The sequence below is a fragment of the Helicobacter sp. 16-1353 genome, assembly GCF_003288815.1.
Lineage (GTDB): Bacteria > Campylobacterota > Campylobacteria > Campylobacterales > Helicobacteraceae > NHYM01.
The window spans coordinates 170,596-193,544 of the sequence record NZ_NHYM01000001.1 but is presented as its reverse complement, the minus strand read 5'-3'; the positions used below and the strand labels follow the sequence as shown (position 1 = coordinate 193,544).

Annotated in this window: 22 protein-coding genes; 10 read left to right on the top strand and 12 right to left on the bottom strand. The window is 30.8% G+C overall.

Translation table 11 applies throughout. The features are described 5' to 3' along the window. Positions 1 to 7 precede the first annotated feature (7 nt). The 7 genes from CCY99_RS00915 to CCY99_RS00885 all read left to right on the top strand — a co-directional run bounded on the left by CCY99_RS00915 (position 8) and on the right by CCY99_RS00885 (position 6,231). Positions 8 to 1,060, top strand: a complete 1,053-nt coding sequence (locus CCY99_RS00915; RefSeq protein ID WP_112059536.1) for a diguanylate cyclase — start codon at positions 8 to 10, stop codon at positions 1,058 to 1,060. Then, on the top strand, positions 1,057 to 1,569 hold the full coding sequence (gene def, locus CCY99_RS00910; RefSeq protein ID WP_112059535.1) for a peptide deformylase: 513 nt from the start codon (positions 1,057 to 1,059) through the stop codon (positions 1,567 to 1,569). The genes CCY99_RS00915 and def overlap by 4 nt, the downstream gene beginning before the upstream one ends. A 73-nt stretch (positions 1,570 to 1,642) precedes the next feature. Further along, positions 1,643 to 3,142 carry a YifB family Mg chelatase-like AAA ATPase gene (locus CCY99_RS00905; protein ID WP_112059534.1) on the top strand — a complete coding sequence of 500 codons (1,500 nt, stop codon included), beginning with the start codon at positions 1,643 to 1,645 and terminating at the stop codon, positions 3,140 to 3,142. A 68-nt stretch (positions 3,143 to 3,210) separates the two neighbouring features. Next, entirely contained in the window at positions 3,211 to 3,615 is a 405-nt protein-coding gene (gene fliW / locus CCY99_RS00900) for a flagellar assembly protein FliW (protein ID WP_112059533.1), read from the top strand. Next, positions 3,616 to 4,374, top strand: coding sequence for a pyrroline-5-carboxylate reductase (gene proC / locus CCY99_RS00895; protein ID WP_112059532.1), 759 nt, complete (start codon positions 3,616 to 3,618; stop codon positions 4,372 to 4,374). It begins immediately after the preceding gene. Between the two features lie 8 nt (positions 4,375 to 4,382). Continuing rightward, entirely contained in the window at positions 4,383 to 5,270 is an 888-nt protein-coding gene (gene miaA / locus CCY99_RS00890) for a tRNA (adenosine(37)-N6)-dimethylallyltransferase MiaA (RefSeq protein ID WP_112059531.1), read from the top strand. Further along, the gene (locus CCY99_RS00885; protein ID WP_258442875.1) at positions 5,257 to 6,231 is read left to right on the top strand and encodes a cation transporter; all 975 of its coding nucleotides are present in this window, start codon (positions 5,257 to 5,259) and stop codon (positions 6,229 to 6,231) included. Before miaA ends, CCY99_RS00885 begins: the two co-directional genes overlap by 14 nt. 97 nt (positions 6,232 to 6,328) lie before the next feature. Here the strand turns inward: CCY99_RS00885 and rpsR are convergent, their stop codons facing one another. From rpsR to glmS, 6 genes are all read right to left on the bottom strand, one after another. After that, on the bottom strand, positions 6,329 to 6,586 hold the full coding sequence (gene rpsR / locus CCY99_RS00880) for a 30S ribosomal protein S18 (protein ID WP_112059620.1): 258 nt from the start codon (positions 6,584 to 6,586) through the stop codon (positions 6,329 to 6,331). An 11-nt stretch (positions 6,587 to 6,597) separates the two neighbouring features. Next, positions 6,598 to 7,047, bottom strand: a complete 450-nt coding sequence (locus tag CCY99_RS00875; RefSeq protein ID WP_112059529.1) for a single-stranded DNA-binding protein — start codon at positions 7,045 to 7,047, stop codon at positions 6,598 to 6,600. Positions 7,048 to 7,050: 3 nt separating this feature from the next. After that, positions 7,051 to 7,506 carry a 30S ribosomal protein S6 gene (rpsF, locus tag CCY99_RS00870; protein WP_112059528.1) on the bottom strand — a complete coding sequence of 152 codons (456 nt, stop codon included), beginning with the start codon at positions 7,504 to 7,506 and terminating at the stop codon, positions 7,051 to 7,053. 77 nt (positions 7,507 to 7,583) lie between these two features. After that, positions 7,584 to 8,588: a DNA polymerase III subunit delta gene (holA, locus tag CCY99_RS00865; RefSeq protein ID WP_181646781.1), complete on the bottom strand. Its 1,005-nt coding sequence runs from the start codon at positions 8,586 to 8,588 to the stop codon at positions 7,584 to 7,586. Between the two features lie 41 nt (positions 8,589 to 8,629). Beyond that, positions 8,630 to 10,570 carry a GGDEF domain-containing protein gene (locus CCY99_RS00860; RefSeq protein WP_112059526.1) on the bottom strand — a complete coding sequence of 647 codons (1,941 nt, stop codon included), beginning with the start codon at positions 10,568 to 10,570 and terminating at the stop codon, positions 8,630 to 8,632. Positions 10,571 to 10,589: 19 nt separating this feature from the next. Further along, positions 10,590 to 12,374: a glutamine--fructose-6-phosphate transaminase (isomerizing) gene (gene glmS, locus CCY99_RS00855; RefSeq protein WP_112059525.1), complete on the bottom strand. Its 1,785-nt coding sequence runs from the start codon at positions 12,372 to 12,374 to the stop codon at positions 10,590 to 10,592. Positions 12,375 to 12,558: 184 nt separating this feature from the next. Here glmS and CCY99_RS00850 point away from each other — a divergent pair, with 184 nt between their 5' ends. Further along, a complete protein-coding gene (locus CCY99_RS00850) occupies positions 12,559 to 13,383 on the top strand; it encodes a phospholipase A (protein WP_112059524.1) in 825 nt (274 codons plus the stop codon). 65 nt (positions 13,384 to 13,448) lie between these two features. Here CCY99_RS00850 and CCY99_RS00845 read toward each other — a convergent pair whose 3' ends face one another. The 6 genes from CCY99_RS00845 to CCY99_RS00820 are packed head-to-tail and all read right to left on the bottom strand — an operon-like array spanning position 13,449 to position 20,665. After that, positions 13,449 to 15,263, bottom strand: a complete 1,815-nt coding sequence (locus CCY99_RS00845) for a DUF262 domain-containing protein (RefSeq protein ID WP_112059523.1) — start codon at positions 15,261 to 15,263, stop codon at positions 13,449 to 13,451. Next, complete coding sequence (locus CCY99_RS00840) at positions 15,256 to 16,659, bottom strand: DUF262 domain-containing protein (protein WP_112059522.1); 1,404 nt, start codon at positions 16,657 to 16,659, stop codon at positions 15,256 to 15,258. The genes CCY99_RS00845 and CCY99_RS00840 overlap by 8 nt, the downstream gene beginning before the upstream one ends. Before the next feature lie 35 nt (positions 16,660 to 16,694). Further along, a complete protein-coding gene (locus CCY99_RS00835; RefSeq protein ID WP_112059521.1) occupies positions 16,695 to 17,969 on the bottom strand; it encodes an RNA polymerase factor sigma-54 in 1,275 nt (424 codons plus the stop codon). Continuing rightward, positions 17,966 to 18,688, bottom strand: coding sequence for an LPS export ABC transporter ATP-binding protein (gene lptB / locus CCY99_RS00830; protein ID WP_112059520.1), 723 nt, complete (start codon positions 18,686 to 18,688; stop codon positions 17,966 to 17,968). The genes CCY99_RS00835 and lptB overlap by 4 nt, the downstream gene beginning before the upstream one ends. 14 nt (positions 18,689 to 18,702) lie before the next feature. Beyond that, complete coding sequence (gene tsaE, locus CCY99_RS00825) at positions 18,703 to 19,113, bottom strand: tRNA (adenosine(37)-N6)-threonylcarbamoyltransferase complex ATPase subunit type 1 TsaE (protein ID WP_112059519.1); 411 nt, start codon at positions 19,111 to 19,113, stop codon at positions 18,703 to 18,705. Further along, positions 19,097 to 20,665, bottom strand: a complete 1,569-nt coding sequence (locus CCY99_RS00820) for a DNA polymerase III subunit gamma/tau (RefSeq protein ID WP_112059518.1) — start codon at positions 20,663 to 20,665, stop codon at positions 19,097 to 19,099. The genes tsaE and CCY99_RS00820 overlap by 17 nt, the downstream gene beginning before the upstream one ends. A 104-nt stretch (positions 20,666 to 20,769) precedes the next feature. Between CCY99_RS00820 and CCY99_RS00815 the strand changes: the two genes are divergently transcribed. Then, the gene (locus CCY99_RS00815) at positions 20,770 to 22,467 is read left to right on the top strand and encodes an acetolactate synthase large subunit (RefSeq protein ID WP_258442874.1); all 1,698 of its coding nucleotides are present in this window, start codon (positions 20,770 to 20,772) and stop codon (positions 22,465 to 22,467) included. Positions 22,468 to 22,476: 9 nt separating this feature from the next. After that, the gene (ilvN, locus tag CCY99_RS00810) at positions 22,477 to 22,947 is read left to right on the top strand and encodes an acetolactate synthase small subunit (protein WP_112059517.1); all 471 of its coding nucleotides are present in this window, start codon (positions 22,477 to 22,479) and stop codon (positions 22,945 to 22,947) included. The last annotated feature ends 2 nt before the right edge of the window (positions 22,948 to 22,949 follow it).

The following is a 22,949-nucleotide window of genomic DNA, read 5'->3' as shown; positions in this document are numbered from 1 at the left end:
ATAAATTTTGATAAGATTGCAAAAAAATGAATCAAACAACATAGAATCTTTAGAAGAACTAAATGAAAAAGATATTGATTTAGATAATCTAAATATAGATGAAAATCCAAGTGATACAAACGAGGATTCTATGCAACAAGGTAGTTTGGATTCTTTTTCAAATGAGGTTTTAAAAGAATTAATCAATAAAAATATACCTCCACTCCCATCAAACTATCAAACATTTTTTGAACAAATGTTAAATAATTGTGATTTGGACTTTCAAAAAAAGATTTATGATTTAATGGAGGCTGATACAAAAAACGATGATAGAAATATTATCATTGAAAAGAATATTCATTTAGCTTTTGTGAAAACAAAAGACCTTTTAAAATGCACTTCTTCGATATATAAAAACTTTATATTTATGAGCGAAACTCAACATAAGCTACTCACTCATTCCACAGATAATATGAAATTTTTACAAGAAACAAAGCAGATTCAAGAGATTATAGATAAGCAAATAGGACAACTTAAGCTCTTATATCAGCAATGTAATAAGGTTCTTGAAAATATTAATATAAATACAATGTATGATTCCAAATTTGATGTTTATAATAAAAGGTATTTTATACAATTAGTCCAAGAAGAGGCATTAGCAGTGCAAAAATTTCAGCATACTTCTACTATTCTTATGATGACTTTGCCCTATAGTGTTACTCAATACCTAAATAACGACCAAATGGCAATAATTATTATGAAAACAGTAGCAAAACTCCTACTTAAAACCTCAAGAAGAAGCGATATGATAGGCTATATCGGTAATGGAATCTTTGGAATGCTACTAAAACACTCTAATATCTTTAGTTCTAAAAAAGCGAGTGAAAGACTTGTTGAATTGCTTAAAAATACAAATATTTTTATTGGAAATAATGAAATCAATCTTGATTTGAATATCGGCATCGCAAAAATCACTCCAACAAGGAGTGCAGAAAATGCTTTAAATTACGCTATTAGTGCGTTGCGTTTGGCACAGAAAACGAAAGTGGAGTATGTAATTTACAAGGAGGATGTTGAATGATTGAAAATATTGTAATATACCCAGATAAAAAACTAAGAGAAATCTCGCAAGAAGTGGTAGAGTTTGGAAGTGGCTTAAAAGAAACATTGGATAATATGTATGATACTATGATGGATAAAGGCGGGGTTGGCTTAGCAGGTATTCAAATAGGGAAAACACAAAGAATCCTAATTGTAAATATACCGCGTGAAGATAAGATTCAGTATAAAGAGGATTTACTTGAAGTGATAAATCCAGAGATTCTAGAATCTAGTGGCGAAATACTATTTCAAGAGGGTTGTTTGAGCATCCCAAATTTTTATGAATATGTTCGTAGGGCAAGCTATATAAAGCTAAGATTCCAAAATAAAGAAGGCAAGAGTGAGATTATTGAAGCGAGAGATTATTTAGCAGTTGCTTTGCAGCACGAAATAGACCATTTGAATGGAATCCTATTTATCGATAAACTCTCTATTTTAAAGAAAAAGAAATTTGAAAAAGAGTATAGAAAAAATTTTAAAGCTTCATAGATTACCTACTTCTATAAATTAAAGGTTTTAGTAGATGTTATGTATAAAAATATTAATTAATAAATGATTGGCTATGGTTAAAAAACTTCTTTGTGCAACGAGATTTGGGATAGGTGCAAAAATAGTCCAAGTTGAGGCTACATTTCAAAGAGGTTTGCCTACCTTTACTATCACAGGATTAGCAGGAAATTCCATACAAGAGGCTAAGCAGAGGATTAGCGGTGCATTAGCAAATAATAATTTTGAAAGCCTAAACTTTAAGATTACAATAAATCTCTCCCCCTCAGATATGCAGAAAAATGGTAGCCATTTCGACTTACCCATAGCACTTTTAATTGCATTACAAAAGCAAGATATTGATTTATCAAATTGGTTTGCATTTGGTGAATTAGGGCTTGATGGCATTATAAAAGATTCCCATATTATCTATTCACTTTTATTGGAAATATCTCAAACCTATCCAAATAGTAATGTTTTACTTCCAAAAGAAGGTGAGAATCTCTACTCAAATATCCCTAATCTAAATATTTATTATGCTTCAAATCTACTTGAATCAATAGAAGTTCTTAAAAATCCACAAAATAAAGCAAAACAATATGATTTTAGTTTTAAACATATAAAAGTAAATGATACAAAATATTATTATGATGATAATTTTAAAGAGGATTTTTATGATATTAAAGGTCAGGTTATAGCCAAAAGAGCGGCATTAATCGCGGCTACAGGAATGCATAATATAATATTTGAGGGCAGTCCGGGTTGTGGTAAGAGTATGATTGCAAAACGAATGCGATATATTCTCCCGCCCGTGAGTTTTGAGGAGATGTGCGAGTGTGTAAAAATTGAGGCATTAAATAATAAAGAAAGCATTTATTCCCCAAATCGCCCTTTTAGGAATCCACATCAAAGTAGCTCTAAGGCGTCTATACTAGGCTCAGTTTTACAAAATGAGGCACGACCGGGCGAGATAAGTTTAAGTCATAATGGGATTTTATTTTTTGATGAATTACCCAATTTTAATAAAAGCATACTAGAATCTTTACGCGAACCACTAGAAAATAATGAGCTTAGCATATCAAGAGTTAGCGTTAAATTTACCTATCCCTCATCAATTTTATTTATAGGTGCGATGAATCCTTGTCCTTGTGGGAATCTCTATAGCACAACTAAAGAGTGTAGATGTAGGGATAATGATATTAAACAATATAAAAATACAATCTCTGAGCCATTTCGCGACCGTATTGATATTTTTATAAAGATGGAAGAAACGCATAGTAATGAAAGAATAAGTTCCAAAGAATTATTTCAACAAGTTTTAGATGCATTTATTATGCAAAAAAATCGTTTCCAAACTAAACCAAATGGAAAACTAAATGATAGTGAAATCGATAAATTTTGTATATTGGATAACGATAATATAAATTTCTTAAATCTAGCCACCCAAAGATATGGTTTAAGCAATCGCGGAAGACAGAAAATCATCAAACTTAGTAGAACTATAGCGGATTTATCTAAAAGTGTTGATATTAAAAAAGAGCATTTATTGGAAGCATTATCATATAGGGCTATATAAGTTTTATGATTATTAAAAAATATTTAAAGTAAAATATTACAATCTAAAATAAAGAGGAAATTTTTAAGATGGAATTTGAAGTAAAGTCGCCAATACTCGGGTTTGAGAATGTTAGTAAAATGAAATTAGAAAAAATAGATGATATTTTTATGAAACTAACTAATGCGAATGGAGATTCTCCGGCTTTTACGCTTGTCAATCCTTTTGCACTTCGTGAATATAGTTTTGAGATACCAACTGCAATACAAGTTTTGTTAGAAGTCGATGATACGAAAAGTAATATATTAATTGCAAATATTATGGTGGTTTATAAGGAAATTCAAGATTCTACGATAAATTTCTTAGCCCCACTTGTATTTAATTTTGATAATCAAACTATGGCACAAGTTGTTTTAGATGTAATGAAATATCCACAATATAATATATCAGAACCAATATCGCGGTTTATAAAAGAAGATTCTAAGGGAGAATAAATGATTACGATAATTGGGTATGGGAAAATGGCAAAAGCTATTGCCTGTGGTTTGAATGGTAAATTTGAGCTTGAGATTGCAGGTAGAGATGAGTATAAAATACAGGATTTTATAAAGGAAAATTCTCTTAAAAATACCTCAATATCTCACATAGAATCACAATTTAATGTAAAAGATAAAATAATTATTATGGCAATTAAACCATATGCATTGGAATCTTTCAAGTATAAAGATAAAGCACATAGCGTATTTAGCCTTATGGCTGGGATTAGCATAGCACAATTAAAAAATGTTATAGATTCTACTTCTTATTGTAGAGTTATGCCAAATATTGCATCATTGCTTGGGGCTGGAGTTAGTGCAATATATGCACAAGATGAAGAATCTAAAAAATTAGCAAAAGAGATTTTTGATACACTTGGAATGAGTGTTTTTGTGGATAAAGAAGTTTTGATAAATAGTGCTGGGGCATTATCTGGAAGTGGTCCTGCATATCTTGGAATAATAGCAGAAGCATTGATTGATGCTGGGGTTAGAGAGGGATTGAGTTTGGATACTTCTAAACAGCTTGTAAAAGGTCTTTTTAATGGATTCTCTAAACTACTTGCTATAAAAGACCCAAATGAAATAAAGCTTGATACTACAAGCCCGGGTGGAACAACTGCCGAAGCCATACAAATCTTAGAAGCAAGAGCTATTAGAGGCATATTAATGGATGCTGTCCATAGTGCAAATATTAAAGCAAATAATATGCTTTAAAATATATTTTGAATGCAATTATAGGAGCAACCGCAAGTGGCAAAAGCTCACTTGCCTTTTATTTAGCAACAAAATTTAAACTTGATATTTTTTCAATAGATAGCTTAAGCGTTTATAGATATATTGATATTGCCTCGGCAAAGCCAAGTAAGGCTGAATTAAGCCAAGTAAAGCATTATGGTATAGATTTATTAAACCCAGATGAGAGATGTAATGCAAAGATATTTTTTGATTTACTGCAAAAGGTCGCAAAGCCAAATATTCTTATCGTTGGCGGAAGTAGCTTTTATCTAAAATCGATTGTTGAAGGTCTATCTTTTATCCCTAAAACAACAGCATTTGTAGAATCTTATTTATTAGATGCATTACAGAATAAGGCAGAATCTTATAAGTTTTTGAATAAAATAGACCCCATTTATGCCTCTAAGATAAACCCAAATGACAAATATAGAATCCAAAAAGCCCTAGAAATTTTTTTATTAACCAATCAAACACCAAGTGATTTTTTTGCCATAAATAAACGACAAAAACTACCTTTTAAAATCAATATTTTTGAACTCATAAAACCAAAAGATAGTTTGATTAACGATATAGTTATACGAACAGATTTGATGTTTAAAAATGGCTTGATTGATGAGGTTAGATATTTGATGGATAATTATCCTAATTCTCAAAGTTTAAAAGCTATAGGAATAAAAGAAATAATATCTTTTTTAAATGGCGAAATCTCGCAAGAAAGGGCAAGAGAGCTTATAATAAAAAATACCATTGCTTTAGCTAAAAGGCAAACAACATTTAATAAAACACAATTTAGCCAAGTCCAACGCGCCACATTTGATGATTTGAATACAATGCTCACAGATTTATATAAAAGAGATGAGAATGGAAACAAGTAATTTTAGAAAAAAAGTTCGCCAATACGCCATAGAAATCAATAAAAATCAAAAATCGCAGAGCCAAAAAGAGCAATTTATATTGAAATTATCGATGTATATGGCACTAGCCTTAGCCATACTTGGAATCTTATTTGGAATCGTAACCAAAACTCAAGCCATTATTTTTGATGCTTTTGTGGCACTTGTGAGCGTTGGTCTTGGGTATTTGAGTGTGGTTACTTCACGATATATATACAAAGATGACAATGATATTTTTCAATATGGTTATGTTAGATTCGAACCAATGGTTAATCTTTTTAAATCATTAATCCTTTTAATTGTATGTGTTTATGCGTTTGTAAATGCTATTAGAGGGATTGTAAAAGGTGGATATGAGGTCGATTTGGGTGGTGCGGTAGTTTATAGCATAATCGCATTTTTTATTTGCTTAGCGATGTTTATAATCACTAGATTTTATTCCAAGATTCTAGAATCTGATTTAATAAAAGTTGATAATATAGAATGGAAGATTGATTGTGTCCTTTATCTTGGGGCGATTATTGCATTTGGATTTGTATTTATATTTGATAGGAATCAAGATTCTATGATGTCAAGATTAATAGACCCAGCTTTGTTGTTGGTTTTATCGGCATTATTAACTATATCTCCATTAAGAATTGCAATAGCAAATTTTAAAGATTTAATTATGGTAGCTCCTAATGATATGGACGAAAAAATAACGCAAATTATGGAGAATCTATCAAATGAATATCAATTTGGCGATTATGATACACATATTGCTAAAAGCGGTAGATTCTATATGATAGAAGTAAATATTTTAATTAAGGATTCTAAAGATAGTAAGATTTCTAGTATTAAGGATTTTGATTGTATTCGTGAAAAAATAGAATATTCACTAAATATTCCTAGTTATAAGATTTGGCTTGTAGTGAGCTTTACAGGAAATCCAAAGTGGTTGTAGCATAGGATTCCAAAGAATCCTATAAAGCTAAAATATAAACAAAAATGAACGAAGTTTGGGGTTGTAATATAGGATTCTAGGGAATCCTATATAAAGCTTAGTTGATTTTAAAAGGGTTTTCAACTACATTTTTAGTATCGATTATATATGGTATTAATGCCATATGTCTAGCGCGTTTAATTGCCACTTCGACCCTTTCCTGCCATTTTTTGGTGTTGCCTGTTAGTCGTCTTGGCATAATCTTATATCTTTCAGATAGGGAATATTTAAGCATTTCAATATCTTTATAATCTATAAAATCAATCTTTGCCTCTGTGTATCTACAATATCTTTTTGAATATCTCTTTTTTTCCATCATTTTTCTCCTTAAAATGGTATTTCATCATCACTTATTTCAATGTGCTGTGTGTTATTGTTTTGATTATAGTTTTTATTAGAATTATAATCACCGCTGGAATTATCCATAGAATCACTAGTTACATCACTACTTTGAGATTTGCCTAGCATTTGCATAGATTCTGCTGTTATGGTGTGTTTGGATTTTTTAGCACCACTTGAATCCTGCCAACTCTCTAGCGTAAGCCTACCTTCTATTAGCACTTGTGAACCTTTTTTTAAGTATTGATTGGCAACTTCTGCTGTTCTCCCAAAAAGCTTAACATCTACAAAACATACTTCATCTACTTGGGTTCCATCTTGCTTTTTATATTTTCTATTTGATGCAAGCCCGATGGTGGCTAATGCACTGCCACTTGGTAGATACCTAAGCTCTACATCTCTTGTGAGATTTCCAATTATTATTATCTTATTAAACATAATCTATTCTTTTATGGTAGATTCTTCACTATTGGATTCTGGATTATTCGAATCTATACTAGAATCTTTGTTTTCATCATCTATTTTTGTCTTTAACTTCGGCTTTTCTTTTTTAGGCTCGACCTTGCCATTTGCTCTATCTACTAGCGTTTGCCAAGTTTTCTGCTCTCTTTTATTTTTATAATTAATAACAATAAATCGTAATATATCTTCTGTTATTCTATAATTTCTCTCTAGCTCTTTTATAAGCGTAGCAGGAGATTTAAAATAAATAACAAAATAATATCCGCGTTTATTTTTCTTAATTTCATAGGCTAGATTTCTCATACCCATATTAATACAACCATCGATAGTGGCGTTATTATTTAGTAGAATGTTTTTGAAGAATTCAATTTTTGCGTCAATTTCTTCTTGTGTGAGAGTAGGTTTTAGAATAAACATAGTCTCGTAATATCTCATATTTTCTCCTTATGGATTCTGCCTTGGAAAGTAGTGTTACCCCAAAGCAAGGATTTTAAAATTTAAAAGTTAATATTTTATTTAATTATTGCTTGAATTTTTATTAAATTAGGAAAACAATTCTTATCTTTTCCGCTTACACTTAAGAATCTCCAATTATTTAATGTTCTAAAGATTTGCAAATATTGGGATTCTCGTAACCTCGTAGCGAATCTTATATATTTTTCTTCTATATCTCTTGGAAGTGCGTATCCAAGCACATCTTTTGAGCTACATCTGCCATTTGATTTAATATAAGAAAAAAATAAAAATAAGCGATAAAAATAGTTATGCATAGCAGTTATTATATCTATATCGGTGATTCCTTTTTCTTCAATCTTAGTGAAAATCTTTACATAATCCCCACGAAGTAGCATAGTATCGCAAAGCTCATCAATGCTATTTGTAAATAATCCATAGCAAAGCTCATCAATAGTGGCTTTTGTAATCTCCTTATCAAAGATGGTAAATTTTTGTAGCTCATTTACACAGATTCCAATTTCATTATTTTGTATTCCATAAAGATATAATAGATTTGTTTGATTTATATTTATCCCAAGCTCGTTTGCACAATTTTGTAGAATCTCTATCGCTTCTTTTTGGTTTGGATTGAAAAATCGAACATTGATAGAATCTTGCGAATTAAATAAAGCACTCAATGTTTTTGTATCTCTTTTATAAGCCATTGAATTGTCATTATAAAACTCGATTATTAGGTAGTTTGCAGTATTAGTTTTGAGAATCTTTAAAAATTGCTTAATATCATCAGTTTTTGTTTTTCTTATCCCTAATTTTAAGGAATCCATTTTGATGATAACCAAACTTGTATTTGAAAATAGTGATGGTTGGCTAAAAATATCATTTATCGCTTTTGAATTATATTCATCAAAATAAAATGAAAAAATATCCACACTTTCCTTTTCTATAATCGCATTTTTTATTTTTTTACCATAATAATCAATTAAAAAATTGCATTCCCCGTATAAAAGTGTGGCTTGTGGGATTCTGCTTTTAAGTAAATTATCAAATTCTTTTTTATACACATTTAACCCCATATATCCTATGAAAAGTAGATTCTAGGATATTATCTATTTAGCTTTAGGCTCTCTAAAAATGCCGCTTCATCATCATTTTCTACATCTATTTCATTAGAATTTGTAGGATTCTGCATCGCTTGGGCTTCTTTTGCTTTTTTTTGTTCATCTTTCAATTTTAATTTTAATGAATATTTTACCACTTTATTTCTACCTGTTTCTTTTGCCTCATACAAAGCCAAATCAGCTTGATTTATACACTCCCAAACATTGCGTGAAAAGTCTGGCATAGCGGACATTCCAATACTCACTGATTTTTGAAAATTTAATTCCATCAAAGAGCATCTTTTTGCCATCGCAAACATATTTCTTATTTTCTCTGCTATCCTTTGTGTTTCATCTATATCATATCCCTCCAAAATAACAACAAATTCTTCCCCGCCATATCTAAATAATTTATCAGTTGGCTTTATGCATTTTTTTACCGTTTCTGTTAAAAGCACGATTCCAGCGTCTCCTACAGCGTGTCCGTATGTATCATTTACTTTCTTAAAATGGTCAATATCAAGCATTAAAACACCAAAATTTATATGTTTTTGGAGTTTGGATTCCGCACTTAGTGCGTATTTTTCTAGATAAAGTCTATTATATGCTTTTGTAAGTGGGTCAGAATATGATGCTTCCTCAATATTTTTTACAAGTATAATATTTTTTATTATAGGTCTTGCTTCCCTAATGTAATTGTAGATTCTGCTTATAGAGTTCTCTTTTTCCAATAATTCTTTTTTAGAATTCATCATAATGGAGTAATAAAGCACAATATCTTGCGAAATAAATATTTTTAAATCTATCACATTTAGTTGCTCTATAGATGTAGATATAAATAAACAGCCTTTTTCGTCATTGAATAAAATATTTGGATTTGGATTTTCTAGTCGTTTTTCTATGCCTCTTACATCTCCTGTGGAGATTTTCATTTCAGTTTCACCCTCTAGCTTATATCCACTTACAATCTCATTATTTATAATCTCTGCAAATATCATATATCTATATTTTATATATTTTGAAATAACAGCTTGTAACTCCCTATATACCTCTTTATTTGCCCTTGCAGTTTCTATCTTATTTTTAAATAAAAATAGATTTGTAAGCTCTGCTATTAGCTCTGTTATCCTAATGAGTGGATTTTTACTATATAGATTTTTTTTGTAGATAAAAATAGTTGCTATTTTTTTGTCAATGGAAGTAATGCTTTTATCAAGCACTTCTAAAAGTTTGTTTGCTAGTTTGGTCGCTTCGCTAAAGATTCCAATGCCTTGACTTTTGATACGAATTGAGAAATTACCTTCAATGGCACTTTGAATGGCGATTTTCATACTATAAACAAGCTTTGTAAAGGAATTTACACTAAACATCATAACAATCATAAGAATTATTGAAGCTATAAGTATTATCCCCATAAGCTCAACTTTCATTGTATCATATATCGCCATAATGCTATCATTTATAGTAAATCTTGCATTTACACTTCCAGCCACATCGCCTACTTTTAATCCCGTATGACAAGTAAGACAGGATTCATTAGTATTAATTGGAACGGAGATTCTAGCGTCTTGATTATTGGTGTTGTCGATTTTGGTTAGAGCGTGCTCTTCTATTCTTGTAACATAAGTTTTTCTTTCTATTACATCTCTAAGTGATGTTTTTTGTTTTCCTAATTCATCACTTAATTTATCATTTCTGCTAATCCATAAATCTTTCATATTTGATTGATTTTTTATCGTGTCTAATAATGCTAGATTGTGCACCGGGGCATTATCTACTATATGTGTAGTATCAAATATAAAATCAGTAATACTCGATAATTGTGATGATAATATACTAACTGCTTGATTCTTCACATAAGAATCTAATTTGTATAGTAAAAAAAAGCTAAATCCAGATAGGATTATTATCGACAATAATATTATTTTTAATCTAATAAAAAACACAAAAATTCCTCTCTATGGTTTATTCAACAGTTACACTTTTTGCTAAGTTTCTCGGCATATCGACATCATTTCCAAGTCGTATGGCAATCTCTAATGCTAGAATCTGCACTACAATCATCATCGCAAAAAACTCCTCCATATAACTCTCATATTTATCAATTAAGACTACATCATCAGCCACATCGCTACATTCTTGTGAGATAACACAAATAGTCGCATCTCTTGTGCTTAGCTCTTCCGTATTATTTTTAATCTTTTCGTATAATAAATGTTTTGGCATTAAGCTAACGCAAAAAAGCTCACTATCAGCTAATGCAATTGGTCCGTGCTTCATCTCTCCACCCGGATAGCCCTCAGCGTGTAGATAGCTGATTTCCTTTAATTTCAATGCCCCTTCTAAAGCCAACGGATAGAAAACATCTCTTCCTATAAAGAAGAATCCATGCCCATGTAAATATCTTTTTGAAAGTTTTTTTAATCTATCGTGAATCTTAGTATTAACTTTTGTTGCTTTGAGTGAATTATACATATTTTTAATTTGTTTTTGAATGGAATCTTTGGAAATATTATTCTTATTTTGTGCTATGTAGATTCCCAATATCCAAAGTAGCATAACTTGCGAAGAAAATGCTTTGGTGGAAGCTACTCCTTTTTCGATTCCCGCACGAGTTAAAAGGCTATATTTCGCTTCTCTAACAATGGAGCTATTTTCTACATTACAAATGGCTAGGGTTTTTAGATTATTTTTATTTGCTAGTTTTAGGGCTTCTAATGTATCGGCTGTTTCGCCACTTTGTGAGATTACTATAAAAAGCTCATCTTTTTCCATAATTGGATTGGAGTATCTAAATTCACTTGCAATTATTACATTTGTTTTGATTTTTGCTTCTCTCTCGAAAAGATATTTCGCACTTAATCCTGCGTGATAGCTAGTCCCACACGCACAAATGGTGATTCTATTAATATTATCAATAAAATTAGATGGTAACTCCAAAGATATGCCATCATTTAAGATTCTGCCTCTTATGGTGTCTTGCAATATCCTATGTTGTTCGTATATCTCTTTTTCCATAAAATATCTATAACCATCTTTTTGTGAAGAGATTTTTTCGCCATTCATTGGCTGGACATTTTTTAATGTTTTAAAATTATCCTTATTTATATATCCATTATCGCCATCTTCAAGATAACAAACCTCTTTTACTAAGCCGATTAACGGCGTAGATGAACTAGCAAAAAATACTTCATCTCCATTTATCCCTATAAGCAATGGAGAGCCATTTTTCGCATAGAATATTCTATCTGGAGCTTTTTTTGTGATGAGTAAAATAGCATAAGAGCCATTTAATCTATCAATAGTTTTTTTAAACGCACTTAGGGGATTTTCTACTGATTTTAGATTCTCTTCAAATAGATGCACTATGACTTCTGTATCAGTTTGACTTAGGAAAGTCCAGCCTTTATTTTCTAATTCATTTTTTATTTCTAGGTAGTTTTCTATGATTCCATTATGAACTATGCTACTTTCTTCGCTAGAGTGTGGGTGCGCGTTTATCTCTGTGGCTTTTCCGTGTGTAGCCCACCTTGTATGTCCTATGGCAATCCCAAATCCATTTGAAGTAAAATCTTTACATTTTGTTTCTAGGTTTATTAGCTTTCCTGTTGTTTTAAAAGTGAATAATTCATTATTGCTTAAAATGGAGATTCCAGCACTATCATATCCCCTATATTCAAGCTCTTTTAATCCATCAAGCAGAATCTCTTTTTTCTCTCTATTGCCTATGTAGCCGATTATTCCACACATATATTGTCCTTCTTAATGTGTTAGAGTGTGTATATTTTCATAATTCTACCTAAAATAATTTATGATTCTAACAATAAAATATGTATTAAATATTTAGATTCTAATTATTTTTCATATTAATTTTTATTAAATTTAAGTTTAAACTATTTACAATACTAAGCTAAATTTAGATTTAAGGGTTTTATTGCGTTATTTAATTTGTCTATTATTTGCTTTTTTTACTATATATGGAGATGAGATTAATAGTGATGAAGAGCAAATGCCAAACTATGAATTTCCTAAATATACAGATTTGAGTTTTGCAAATAGTATGATTGAGCGATTTTCACTCTACAATGAAAACTACTTTATTCCGCTTTATTACTCTATAAATGGCATTCGAGCACCATATAAACCCTTTGAAGTAAAGCTACAAATAAGTGCGAAAATCAATCTTGCGAGTGATTTATTTTATGGAATTGGGTTATTTTTTGGTTATACCCAAGCATCGTTTTTTCAAATGTATTCAAGGGATATTTCCTCTCCGTTTAGAGATAATGACTATATGCCCGAAATAATGTTTTATAGAGCATTAAATTGGAAGCTATTTGGTGGAGAATTCTACAATATCCGCTTTGGTTATAGGCATCTTTCAAATGGAGAGACTAAAGAGCGGTCTCGTGGAACTGATAGGATAGTAGCGGAGATTATGTATAGATATAGCGATTTTACAGCACATCTTAAGGCTTGGGGATATATTAGGAGAAGTCCATCTAATATAAATAAATATATGGGATATAGTGATTTGATATTGAGTTATAAATTTTTAAATAGAAATCATTTGAATCTTACTATTAGCAATCTCTTTCATAATTATACAAACTACAAAGGAAGCGTTTTGCTTGAGTATAAATTTGATTTAGAAATACTTAGTGTTTATGTGCAATATTTTTATGGTTATGGGGATAATATCTATCAATATAATATAAAAACGCATAATATAGGCATAGGATTCTCGATAGCAAAATAATATTTGCCATTTGGATTCTGTATTAGAAAATGTGGTAGCTAATCCAAAGATAAAATAAATCGAATCTATATTTTATGGGGTGATTTTAGTAGGGTTTCTGCTTCATTTAGTAATGTTGCAAGATTTTCATAATGTTCTATTATTTCTTTTTCACCCCATTCATTGTTATTTTCAGTGATTTTGTAGATAATCTGGCGATTTACTCCCATATTTTTATCTTTATAAAACTCTGCTTTTTCTTTTGGTATTCTATCGCTCAAGCGAGAATTGACACTTTTGCTGATTAGATATAGATTGCCTAAGGAGTCAATCTTATCTGTTCTTTGTTTGTTTTTGTTTTGAGCTAAATGATGCTCTACTGAGTTCCAATACTTAAAGTCAAAATCTTCGATTTTAATATCATCAATTTTATTGTCATTATTGCGTGATTTAATATAATATAAATAGTCAATGAAGTTAAATAAAAAGTGCGGAGTTTTTGTCCCTAGTGAATATTGATTTTCTTTTGTTATATTAAACTTTTCCTTGTAGTAGCTAAGAATCTTTTCATCAAGAAATTTTATATATTCATCTGCACTAACTTCTATATTTTTTCTATTTTGAAAATATCTTAAAACATCTTGTAACCAATTTTTATAGATTCTACTTCTAAAGCTTACTTGAAGCATCGATAATGCTTTGATAACCCTCTCTTGCTTCTTGTTATCATCAAAAGAATTTTTATATATTACATTTTGTTTATCGTTTTTTTCCGGTTTTTCAAGAACCCATTTTATTTTATCTTCGCTTTCCTCATCATCAATAGTTTTTATTATAAACCTATCAAAAACTACACGATAAAAAAAGAGTTTTTCAATAAATTCCATCGAATCTATTGAATTTCTTGTATCATAAGTGTTTATTAATTCATTATCATTTAATGGAATCTCTTTATTATACTCTAGCTTAAAAATATGCATTAAGAAATTTGGAAAATCAATTATTGTTTTATATGTAGATTCATCATTAGATTTATCATCATTTATTGTTTGCATATCAGTATTATCTTTTAATATTTCACTAATAGATTTAGATTCTGTAGATTCTGTAGATTCCTCTGCTTTTTTGAAATTAAAACCATTATAATCTTCCTCAAAATATTCTTTTCTTTTATCATTATCAAATAGTGTTTGAATTGGTATATCCATCTGTGAGCAAGCATCCCAGATTTGAGCGAATTGCTCTTGATGTGCTCTATTTTCATTCTCTTTTGTGATTTTTTCAATCATTTGAGCTTTTAAAATCTCATGCTTTTGGAGTTGCTCCCCTCTATTATTCATTATCTCAAAATATGAAGCTACATCAGTGTCTACAGGAACTTCAACTCTTATCAAAATTACATTTTTTTCAATAAATTCCTTAAATTTATCTTTTTCGTCCCATTTTTCATCACCAATATATGGACTATTATCGCAATCTTTAGCATCGAGTTTAGCCTCCTTAATATAATCAATTGCATTTTGAAAGTCTATTATTTCTGGATTATTTTCGCTTTTTACACTATTAGGGTTTGCATAAAATAATTGTAAAAATCCCTCCACTTCTTTGCGTGAATCGTAGCTTAATTGCAGGGTGTTATTTATATTAAGAATCTTTATCATTAGAGATAAAACGGTCAATCTTTGCTGTCCGTCTATTATCTCAAAGATTCCATCTTTTCTTTTTAATACTACCAATGTTCCTATGAAATAATTACTTTCTTTATCTTTCTTAAAACTTTCATATATATCCTGCAAAAGTTGAGTTATTTCTATTTCTTCCCAAGCAAAATTTCGCTGATATAGTGGCACTATATATCTATCATTAAAAATTTCAGCGATTGTTTTGTTTAGATTAGCCATTTATATCCCCATTTTTTATAAAATTATAAATTTTTACATCTTTTATTTTTTCATTTAACTTATTTTCACCCTGTAGTTTTTTTGTTAATTCTTTTTCTAATTGCACTAAATCACCTAAATCTTTTGCTTGATAAATTATAGAAAAATAATCTATAGGTAACTTTATTGTAGTCCTATAATCAACCCTCTTTTTTATTAAGCGATTAATATAAATCAATCTATATAATATTTTATAGTAGCGATTTAAGCCTTTTTCACCAAATTTATCAAATAGCACAAAAACCAATGATTTATAAACTTCTTTTAAATATGCATCCCCCTTTCTTTTAGCACCGTTATAATGTAAGCAATATTCGCTATAAAACTTTTTAAACTCACTAAGGTGATATGAATGGTGATATGAATCCAAGCCAAACATTCTTTTATATATTTCCACATAAGTAGCTATATAATCAAAGAATTGTTTTCCATTTATAATAGGCTGATTTATATTTACAAATGGGCTGATAATCTCTCCATCTCCATTTTTAAATCTACTTTGAGTGCTGATAATTTCCTTAAGTGTATTATCATAAATTTTAGTCGTTAGATATTGCAGTAAATATGGATTTTGAAATGGAAATTGAATCGGATGATTTCTATCAATATTAAATCCCTTAAATTCATCAATATTCTTTTTAGAGAATTTACCAGCTTCTAATCTCTTACTCCATTTGCGACTACGATAAAGTTGCTCGTTAAAAAGTTGTTTTAAGATATTAATTCCACTTTCATTTTTTATAGCTTTTTCCCAGCTACGGTCGCAGAGAATCCTTTCATCTTGAGAGCATTCTTCCATTGCCCTTATATGATAAGCCTTAAGCAAATTATAAGCTTCTAACTCCTTTCCTCGTCCATTTTGCGAATCAAACATTTGAAATGCTTGATTTAGGTCATCAACAATAATCTCCACAAATTCACAATCATTATTTATATAATCCCAGTATTTCTCCATTTCGTTTTTTGCAATATTATTCTCAAGCCATTCTTTGATAAATTTAAAATTTGCTTTAATATGTTTATGTGAATCTATGTGATTATATTTTAAATCTGGCAAATTTGATGAATCTAAAATTGCCTTATTTAGTAGTATTATTGTAGTAAGCCTTTGTTGTCCATCGACTATATCAAGGGAATATTTATCTTCATTATTGTTATGATTATTGTGTAAAATCACGCTTCCAATGCGATAGCTGTTCTTTTCTTCTTTCCAGCTTGTGTGAATATCATCTAGTAATTGATAGACATTTCGTTCGTCCCAGCGATAAGGTCTTTGATAAGGTGGAATCTTTAAATTTGATTTTTTTAAAACCTCATTTACTTTTTTTATTTCTACTTTTATTGTCCCATCACTCATATTCCCTCTATTTATTTGCTTTAGGAAGTTAAATATTATAGTTCTATCTCATACATTCTTTTGCGTTCGCCGGAGCTTGCGATATTTAGCTGTTTGCGGTATTTGGTGATGGTTCGTCGCACCATTTTTAGTTTAAATTCTATTTCTATTAACTCAAGTAGTTTTATATCACTAAGTGGATTTTTTCTATCTTCTTTTTTGATACATTCTAAAATAAAATCTTTGATAGATGTATTTGATGTATCTTCTGTGATTGCGGTGGTAAAAAAGCTTTTTATAGGGTAGATTCCGCGATTGCATTCTAGATATTTATTTGCTATTGCCCTAGAAATGGTGCTTGGATTGTGTCCTAACTCTATAGCTATATCTTTTAATTTTAGCGGTTTTATATTGCCACCTGTAAAAAAATCATATTGATATTCTAAAATCATAAGCCCGATTTTTTTAATCGTGCTTTTTCGCATATTTAGTGCATCAATCAAATCTCTAGCTTCCTTTAGCTTTGTTTTTATCGCATTTTCTTTGGAATCTTGGGCTATTTTATGGATAATAATATTTGGATAATAATCATCATTTAGATTTACTTCAAATCCTCCATCTATATTATTTATAAAAATATCTGGAATGATTTGGGAATCTTTTGGAAAATAATCTGCCGCTGGGGGATTCTTTAATCGTGAGATTAGTTTCATAGAATCCTCATAGAGTGGATTTTTTATATGCTTTTTATGGTTTTTTAAATCATTGATAATATTGAATGATAAATCATATAGCTCACCACTTATATCAAAATCATCAAGTTGGAAAATCATAGATTCTATGGGATTTATCGCTGCAATCCCGGGTGGGTCAATCTTACTAAATCTTATTCTAATATTTTCTACAATATTAGATTCTACGCTACATATTTTTGCAATCTCATCTATATCCCCTTCGAAATAACCTTCATTATTTATATTATCAATGATTATAAATGCTATTTTTTGGCTTATTGGCGTTGGAAATAGTGGCGGGACAATCTGGGATTCCAAAGTCTCATACAAACTTTTTTCATAAATGCTAAGTGCCTCAATCTTATCACTCATATATTTTTTTGAATTTATATTCTGTTTGAATGATTGTTTTACGGGTATTGTGGGCGATGGTAGGCTTTCTTGGATATTACTTTGAATATCAACAAATGGATTTTGTTCTATAAACTCATTTAAGATATTTTCTAACTCAAGAGTGGAGCTTTGCAATATTGGAAACCAGCTTTTTAGTGTTGGGCTTAATTTAGTTTTGAGATTCTGGCTTTGCTTTAGCTTCATATCTTAAAGTTTTCCCCAAGATAGTGGATTCTAACTAATTCATTATCATATATTTCATCACTACTTCCACTTGCAAGCAAACTTCCGCTTTTGATTACATATGCTCTATCGCATACAGATAATGTTTCTCTAACATTGTGGTCTGTGATTAAAACGCCTATATTCAAATCAATTAATTTCTCAATTATCCTTTGTATATCGATTACTGCAATGGGGTCAACCCCCGCAAATGGCTCATCAAGCAAAATAAACTTTGGGCTTTTGATTAATGCTCTTGCAATCTCAACCCTCCTTCTCTCACCTCCACTTAGGGATAAACCTTTTCTTCCACGAATAGGCTCTATATTAAATGCTTCTAACATTTCTTCTATTCGCTTCGCTCGCTCACTAGAATCTTTGATTGACACTTCTGCGGCAAATTCTAGATTTTCTTCCACACTTAAATCTTTAAATATACTAGATTCTTGCGGGAGATAGCCTATTCCCAAGTTTGACCTTTTATGTAAAGGTAGATTTGTAATATCCCTATCGTTTAGAAAAACCTTTCCATCACTTGGCACTAAAAGCCCACAAATCATATAGAATGTAGTTGTTTTCCCAGCTCCATTTGGACCTAAAAGCCCGACTACTTCGGCACTACTCACTTCTAATGAGATATTATTTACAATCTTAGTTTTTTTTATTTGTTTGCTTAGATTCTGGGCTTTTAGCGTATCCACTTGCTTCCTTTTAATTAATCAAATTCATATATTCTTTTATTATTGAATTTTTTTATTTTAATAAATTTTATATCCAAAAATGCAGATTCTAGAATCTTTTGTAAGGATTCATTGCTCCATTCGACAAAATGAATGCCCTCTTCTTCGAGTAAATCCAAGATTCCAAGTGCGAGTAAATCATCTTGTGAGCGATTATATAAATCATAATGAAAAATCTTTCCACTATATTCATTCATTAGGCTAAATGTGGGCGATGTAACGCAATCATTAAGCCCTATAAATCTTGCATATTTTTGGATTAATGTTGTTTTTCCAGCACCAATATCACCATAAAGTAAAATAATAATATGATTTTTACCTTTTATTAGATTATCTAATGCCTTGCAAACGATATTTATCTCGTTTAAATTAGCTTCTATTTTCATCTCTAAAAACTTTTTTATCAATTATTGGGAATATGCTTTCTATATCTTTTATTATTTCTGGTTCATTGTTGGGTTGCTTGGAATCTTGCGTAGTTGGCAAATTTGCCGCTTTTATTTTGGTATTTGCTCCAAAAACTTCACAAACAAGCTCTTTAATAACCTTTGCATATTTTTTTAAGATTTCTTTATCTTTCTCATTTGCCTTGCTCTCCCAAGTAAGCGTAGAATCCTTAAAATCAACAAAGGAATAGTTTTTCTTAAATAATTCACCTAGCATATAATCCCTATTGTAAATCTTATCGATGAGTTGCTCGAATTTTGATTTCACAATAGAATCTTGGGAATCCTTAGAATCTTGCGTTGCAATATTTTCATTATGATTTATGCTAGATTCTGGATTATTAGATTCTATGGGTTTGGTGGATTCTATATGTTGTATTTGATTTGCTGTATTTTTAGAATCTTGTAGATTTGGTGCATTATTGTGTTGTAAGATTTCTTGTTCAATCCTTGCAATCATCTTATCTAATTCTTCTATATTTAATGATTCTTTAAATTTTAATGTCATAAGAAGTAGGACAAACGATGATTCTGCATTTAGGCTAAGCATATTTTTTGCCTCGCCTAATATCCTAAAAAATCTATCAATGATAATAATATGATATTTAGAATCCTTATTAAGCATCTTATTTTTTAGAAAAATTATCATCTCATCAATGATATTTTCAACCTCATAAGATTCAAATTCAAGTAATAATTCATCTATTTTGGAATCATTTTTTGTCAAAATATTATTAAAAAATTCTTCAATAATACTTGGATTTAATGCCCCTAGCATACTTGATACACTTTGTAATGTAACATTTTCTTTAGAAAAAATTATTGATTGTTCTAATAGCGTTAGTGCATCTCTCAAGCTCCCGCCACAATTTCTTGAGAGTAAATCAATAGCCTCATCTTCAAATTTCACATTCTCCAATCCTAAGATTCTCTTTAAATGCGTAGCAATAGCGGAATTTGGAATCTTTTTGAATCTAAAATGTTGCGTTCTACTTAAAATAGTAGATGGCAGTTTTAGTGGGTCAGTTGTAGCAAGGATAAATTTTACATATTCTGGCGGTTCTTCTAATGTTTTTAAAAACGCATTAAATGCTGGTGGTGTAAGCATATGAACCTCATCAATAATAAATATCTTAAATCTTCCATATGCAGGTTTATATTGAATTTGTTCAATCAAATCTTTTATATCATCAATAGAGCGTGAAGATGCGGCGTCCATCTCGATTATATCCATATGTGTGTTATTTAATGCACTTTTGCAAGATTCACATTCGCCACAAGGTATGCTTGTTGGAAATTTATCACATTGCAACGCCCTAGCAAAGATTCTAGCACTTGAGGTTTTGCCACTTCCACGAAGTCCAGAGAATAAATATGCGTGAGAGACCTTATTTAATTCAAGTGCTAAAGACAATGTCTGTGATACAGAATCCTGTCCTATTAAATCACTAAATTTTGAAGGACGATATTTTAATGATAGTGCTTTTGGCATTTTTACCCTTTATACGCAAACTAAATTCTTAATTTTATTTTTTTTAAGCTTTATTTACACTATATGTTTATTATAATCATACAGATTATTTTAAAAGGAGAGATATGCCTACTACAACTACAAGCAAAATGACAGGCTCTAAAATGCTTATGGAGGCATTTAAGAATGAGGGGGTTCAAGTTGTTTTTGGATATCCGGGTGGAGCGGTTTTGTATGTTTATGATGAGATTTATAAACAAAATTATTTTAAACACATTCTATGTCGCCACGAGCAAGGGGCAATCCACGCTGCAGATGGATATGCTAGGGTAAGTGGGAATGTCGGTGTTGCGATTATCACCAGCGGACCGGGCTTTACAAATGCAGTTACTGGAATCGCCACTGCTTATACGGATTCAATCCCGCTAGTGGTTATTAGCGGACAAGTTCCAATAACACAAATCGGCACGGATGCATTCCAAGAAATCGATGCGGTTGGAATCTCTCGTCCTTGCACGAAGCATAATTATTTAGTTAAGAATATTAAGGAATTACCTAGAATCTTAAAAGAAGCGTTTTATATCGCTAGAAGTGGTCGTCCGGGACCTGTTTTGATAGATTTACCAAAAGATGTAAGTAGTGCAATTGGAGAGTTTAGTTATCCAGAGCATATAGAATTACGCACTTATAAGCCAATAACAAAGGGCAATGCAAGGCAAATATCAAAGCTTTATGAAGCTATAAAAAATGCTAAAAAACCGCTATTTTATATCGGTGGTGGAGCTGTTATATCAAATGCCACTCCAGAGATTAGAAAGATTCTGGAATTAACCCAGATTCCAGCTGTGGAAACGTTAATGGCTAGAGGCGTTTGTGGGGATTCTAATCCGCTATTTTTAGGAATGGCAGGAATGCACGGAAGCTATGCTTCAAATATGGCTATTTGCGAATGTGATTTATTAATATCACTTGGGGCTAGATTCGATGATAGGATAACAGGAAAATTAAGTGAATTTGCTAAAAATGCCAAAATCGCCCATATTGATGTTGACCCAAGCTCGATTGGGAAGATTGTAGATGTTAATTACCCGATAGTTGGGAATCTTAAAAATGTTTGTTTGGATTTAATCCCGATGTTAAATGATTTTGATAAAACTAAAATCAAACAATGGCTTGAAAATGTGGAATCCTACAAGGAAAAGCATTCATTTAGATTTGAGGATTCTAATAAAGTCTTAAAACCACAATGGGTTATAAGAAAGGTAGCAGAAATGGTAAAAGGAAAGGCGATTATATCCACAGATGTAGGACAACATCAAATGTGGGTGGCACAATTTTATCCATTTATGAATCCTAGGGAGTTTATAACAAGTGGTGGACTTGGGACAATGGGCTTTGGGCTTCCAGCGGCAATTGGAGTAAAGATTGCAAAAGGTGATTTGTATTCCATCAATATTTCAGGCGATGGGTCTATTATGATGAATATACAGGAGCTTATGACCTGCATTGAGCAGAGCATTCCTGTTATTAATGTCATTCTTAATAATAGTTATTTAGGAATGGTTAGACAATGGCAGACTTTCTTTTACGATGAGCGATATTCAAGCGTTGATTTATCCTATCAACCAGATTTTGTGAAATTAGCAGAATCTTTTGGCGGAATAGGATTCAGCGTTAGCACAAAAGCGGAGTTTGAATCTGCATTTAGGGAATCTATGCAAGCAAATAAGGTTTCTTTAATTGATGTGAAAATCGATAGATTAGAATCTGTTTTCCCGATGGTTCCAAGTGGCGAAGCCTTGAATAATATGATGTTAAATTAGGAGTTAAAGTTGAAAAAAAGACGAGTTGTATCAGTAACAGTTTTAAATGAACATAGCGTATTATCGCGTATTTCAGGGCTTTTCGCAGGTCGTGGATATAATATAGAATCTCTAACTGTTGCCCCATTGCCAGATAGGGAATTATCACGAATTACTATTGTTACAAGTGGCGATGAAAAGGTGTTTGAGCAGATTATCAAACAACTTCATAAATTAATTCCTGTTTTAAGTGTAATTGAAGATGATGATATGCTTGAGAAAGAAACGCTTCTTGCTAAAATATCCATTAATGAGGCATTAGGTGATATTGATGTTTTATGTAAGGCATATAATGGTAAAATCGCAAATGCGAATGATAAATATATCATTGTTGTGGTTACTGATAAACCATCAAGACTTGATAATTTTATAAAAGCATTAAAGCGATTTAAACCAAAAGAAATTGTTCGTAGCGGGGTAATAGCAATTGAGCGATATTAATG

Bases quoted from the DNA above. Each gene is read 5' to 3' on its own strand.
- def (WP_112059535.1), top strand. From the start codon at position 1,057: ATGATTGAAAATATTGTAATATACCCAGATAAAAAACTAAGAGAAATC.
- CCY99_RS00905 (WP_112059534.1), top strand. From the start codon at position 1,643: ATGGTTAAAAAACTTCTTTGTGCAACGAGATTTGGGATAGGTGCAAAA.
- fliW (WP_112059533.1), top strand. From the start codon at position 3,211: ATGGAATTTGAAGTAAAGTCGCCAATACTCGGGTTTGAGAATGTTAGT.
- proC (WP_112059532.1), top strand. From the start codon at position 3,616: ATGATTACGATAATTGGGTATGGGAAAATGGCAAAAGCTATTGCCTGT.
- CCY99_RS00885 (WP_258442875.1), top strand. From the start codon at position 5,257: ATGGAAACAAGTAATTTTAGAAAAAAAGTTCGCCAATACGCCATAGAA.
- rpsR (WP_112059620.1), bottom strand. From the start codon at position 6,586: ATGGAAAAAAAGAGATATTCAAAAAGATATTGTAGATACACAGAGGCA.
- CCY99_RS00875 (WP_112059529.1), bottom strand. From the start codon at position 7,047: ATGTTTAATAAGATAATAATAATTGGAAATCTCACAAGAGATGTAGAG.
- rpsF (WP_112059528.1), bottom strand. From the start codon at position 7,506: ATGAGATATTACGAGACTATGTTTATTCTAAAACCTACTCTCACACAA.
- glmS (WP_112059525.1), bottom strand. From the start codon at position 12,374: ATGTGTGGAATAATCGGCTACATAGGCAATAGAGAGAAAAAAGAGATT.
- CCY99_RS00845 (WP_112059523.1), bottom strand. From the start codon at position 15,263: ATGGCTAATCTAAACAAAACAATCGCTGAAATTTTTAATGATAGATAT.
- CCY99_RS00840 (WP_112059522.1), bottom strand. From the start codon at position 16,659: ATGAGTGATGGGACAATAAAAGTAGAAATAAAAAAAGTAAATGAGGTT.
- CCY99_RS00835 (WP_112059521.1), bottom strand. From the start codon at position 17,969: ATGAAGCTAAAGCAAAGCCAGAATCTCAAAACTAAATTAAGCCCAACA.
- tsaE (WP_112059519.1), bottom strand. From the start codon at position 19,113: ATGAAAATAGAAGCTAATTTAAACGAGATAAATATCGTTTGCAAGGCA.
- CCY99_RS00820 (WP_112059518.1), bottom strand. From the start codon at position 20,665: ATGCCAAAAGCACTATCATTAAAATATCGTCCTTCAAAATTTAGTGAT.
- CCY99_RS00815 (WP_258442874.1), top strand. From the start codon at position 20,770: ATGCCTACTACAACTACAAGCAAAATGACAGGCTCTAAAATGCTTATG.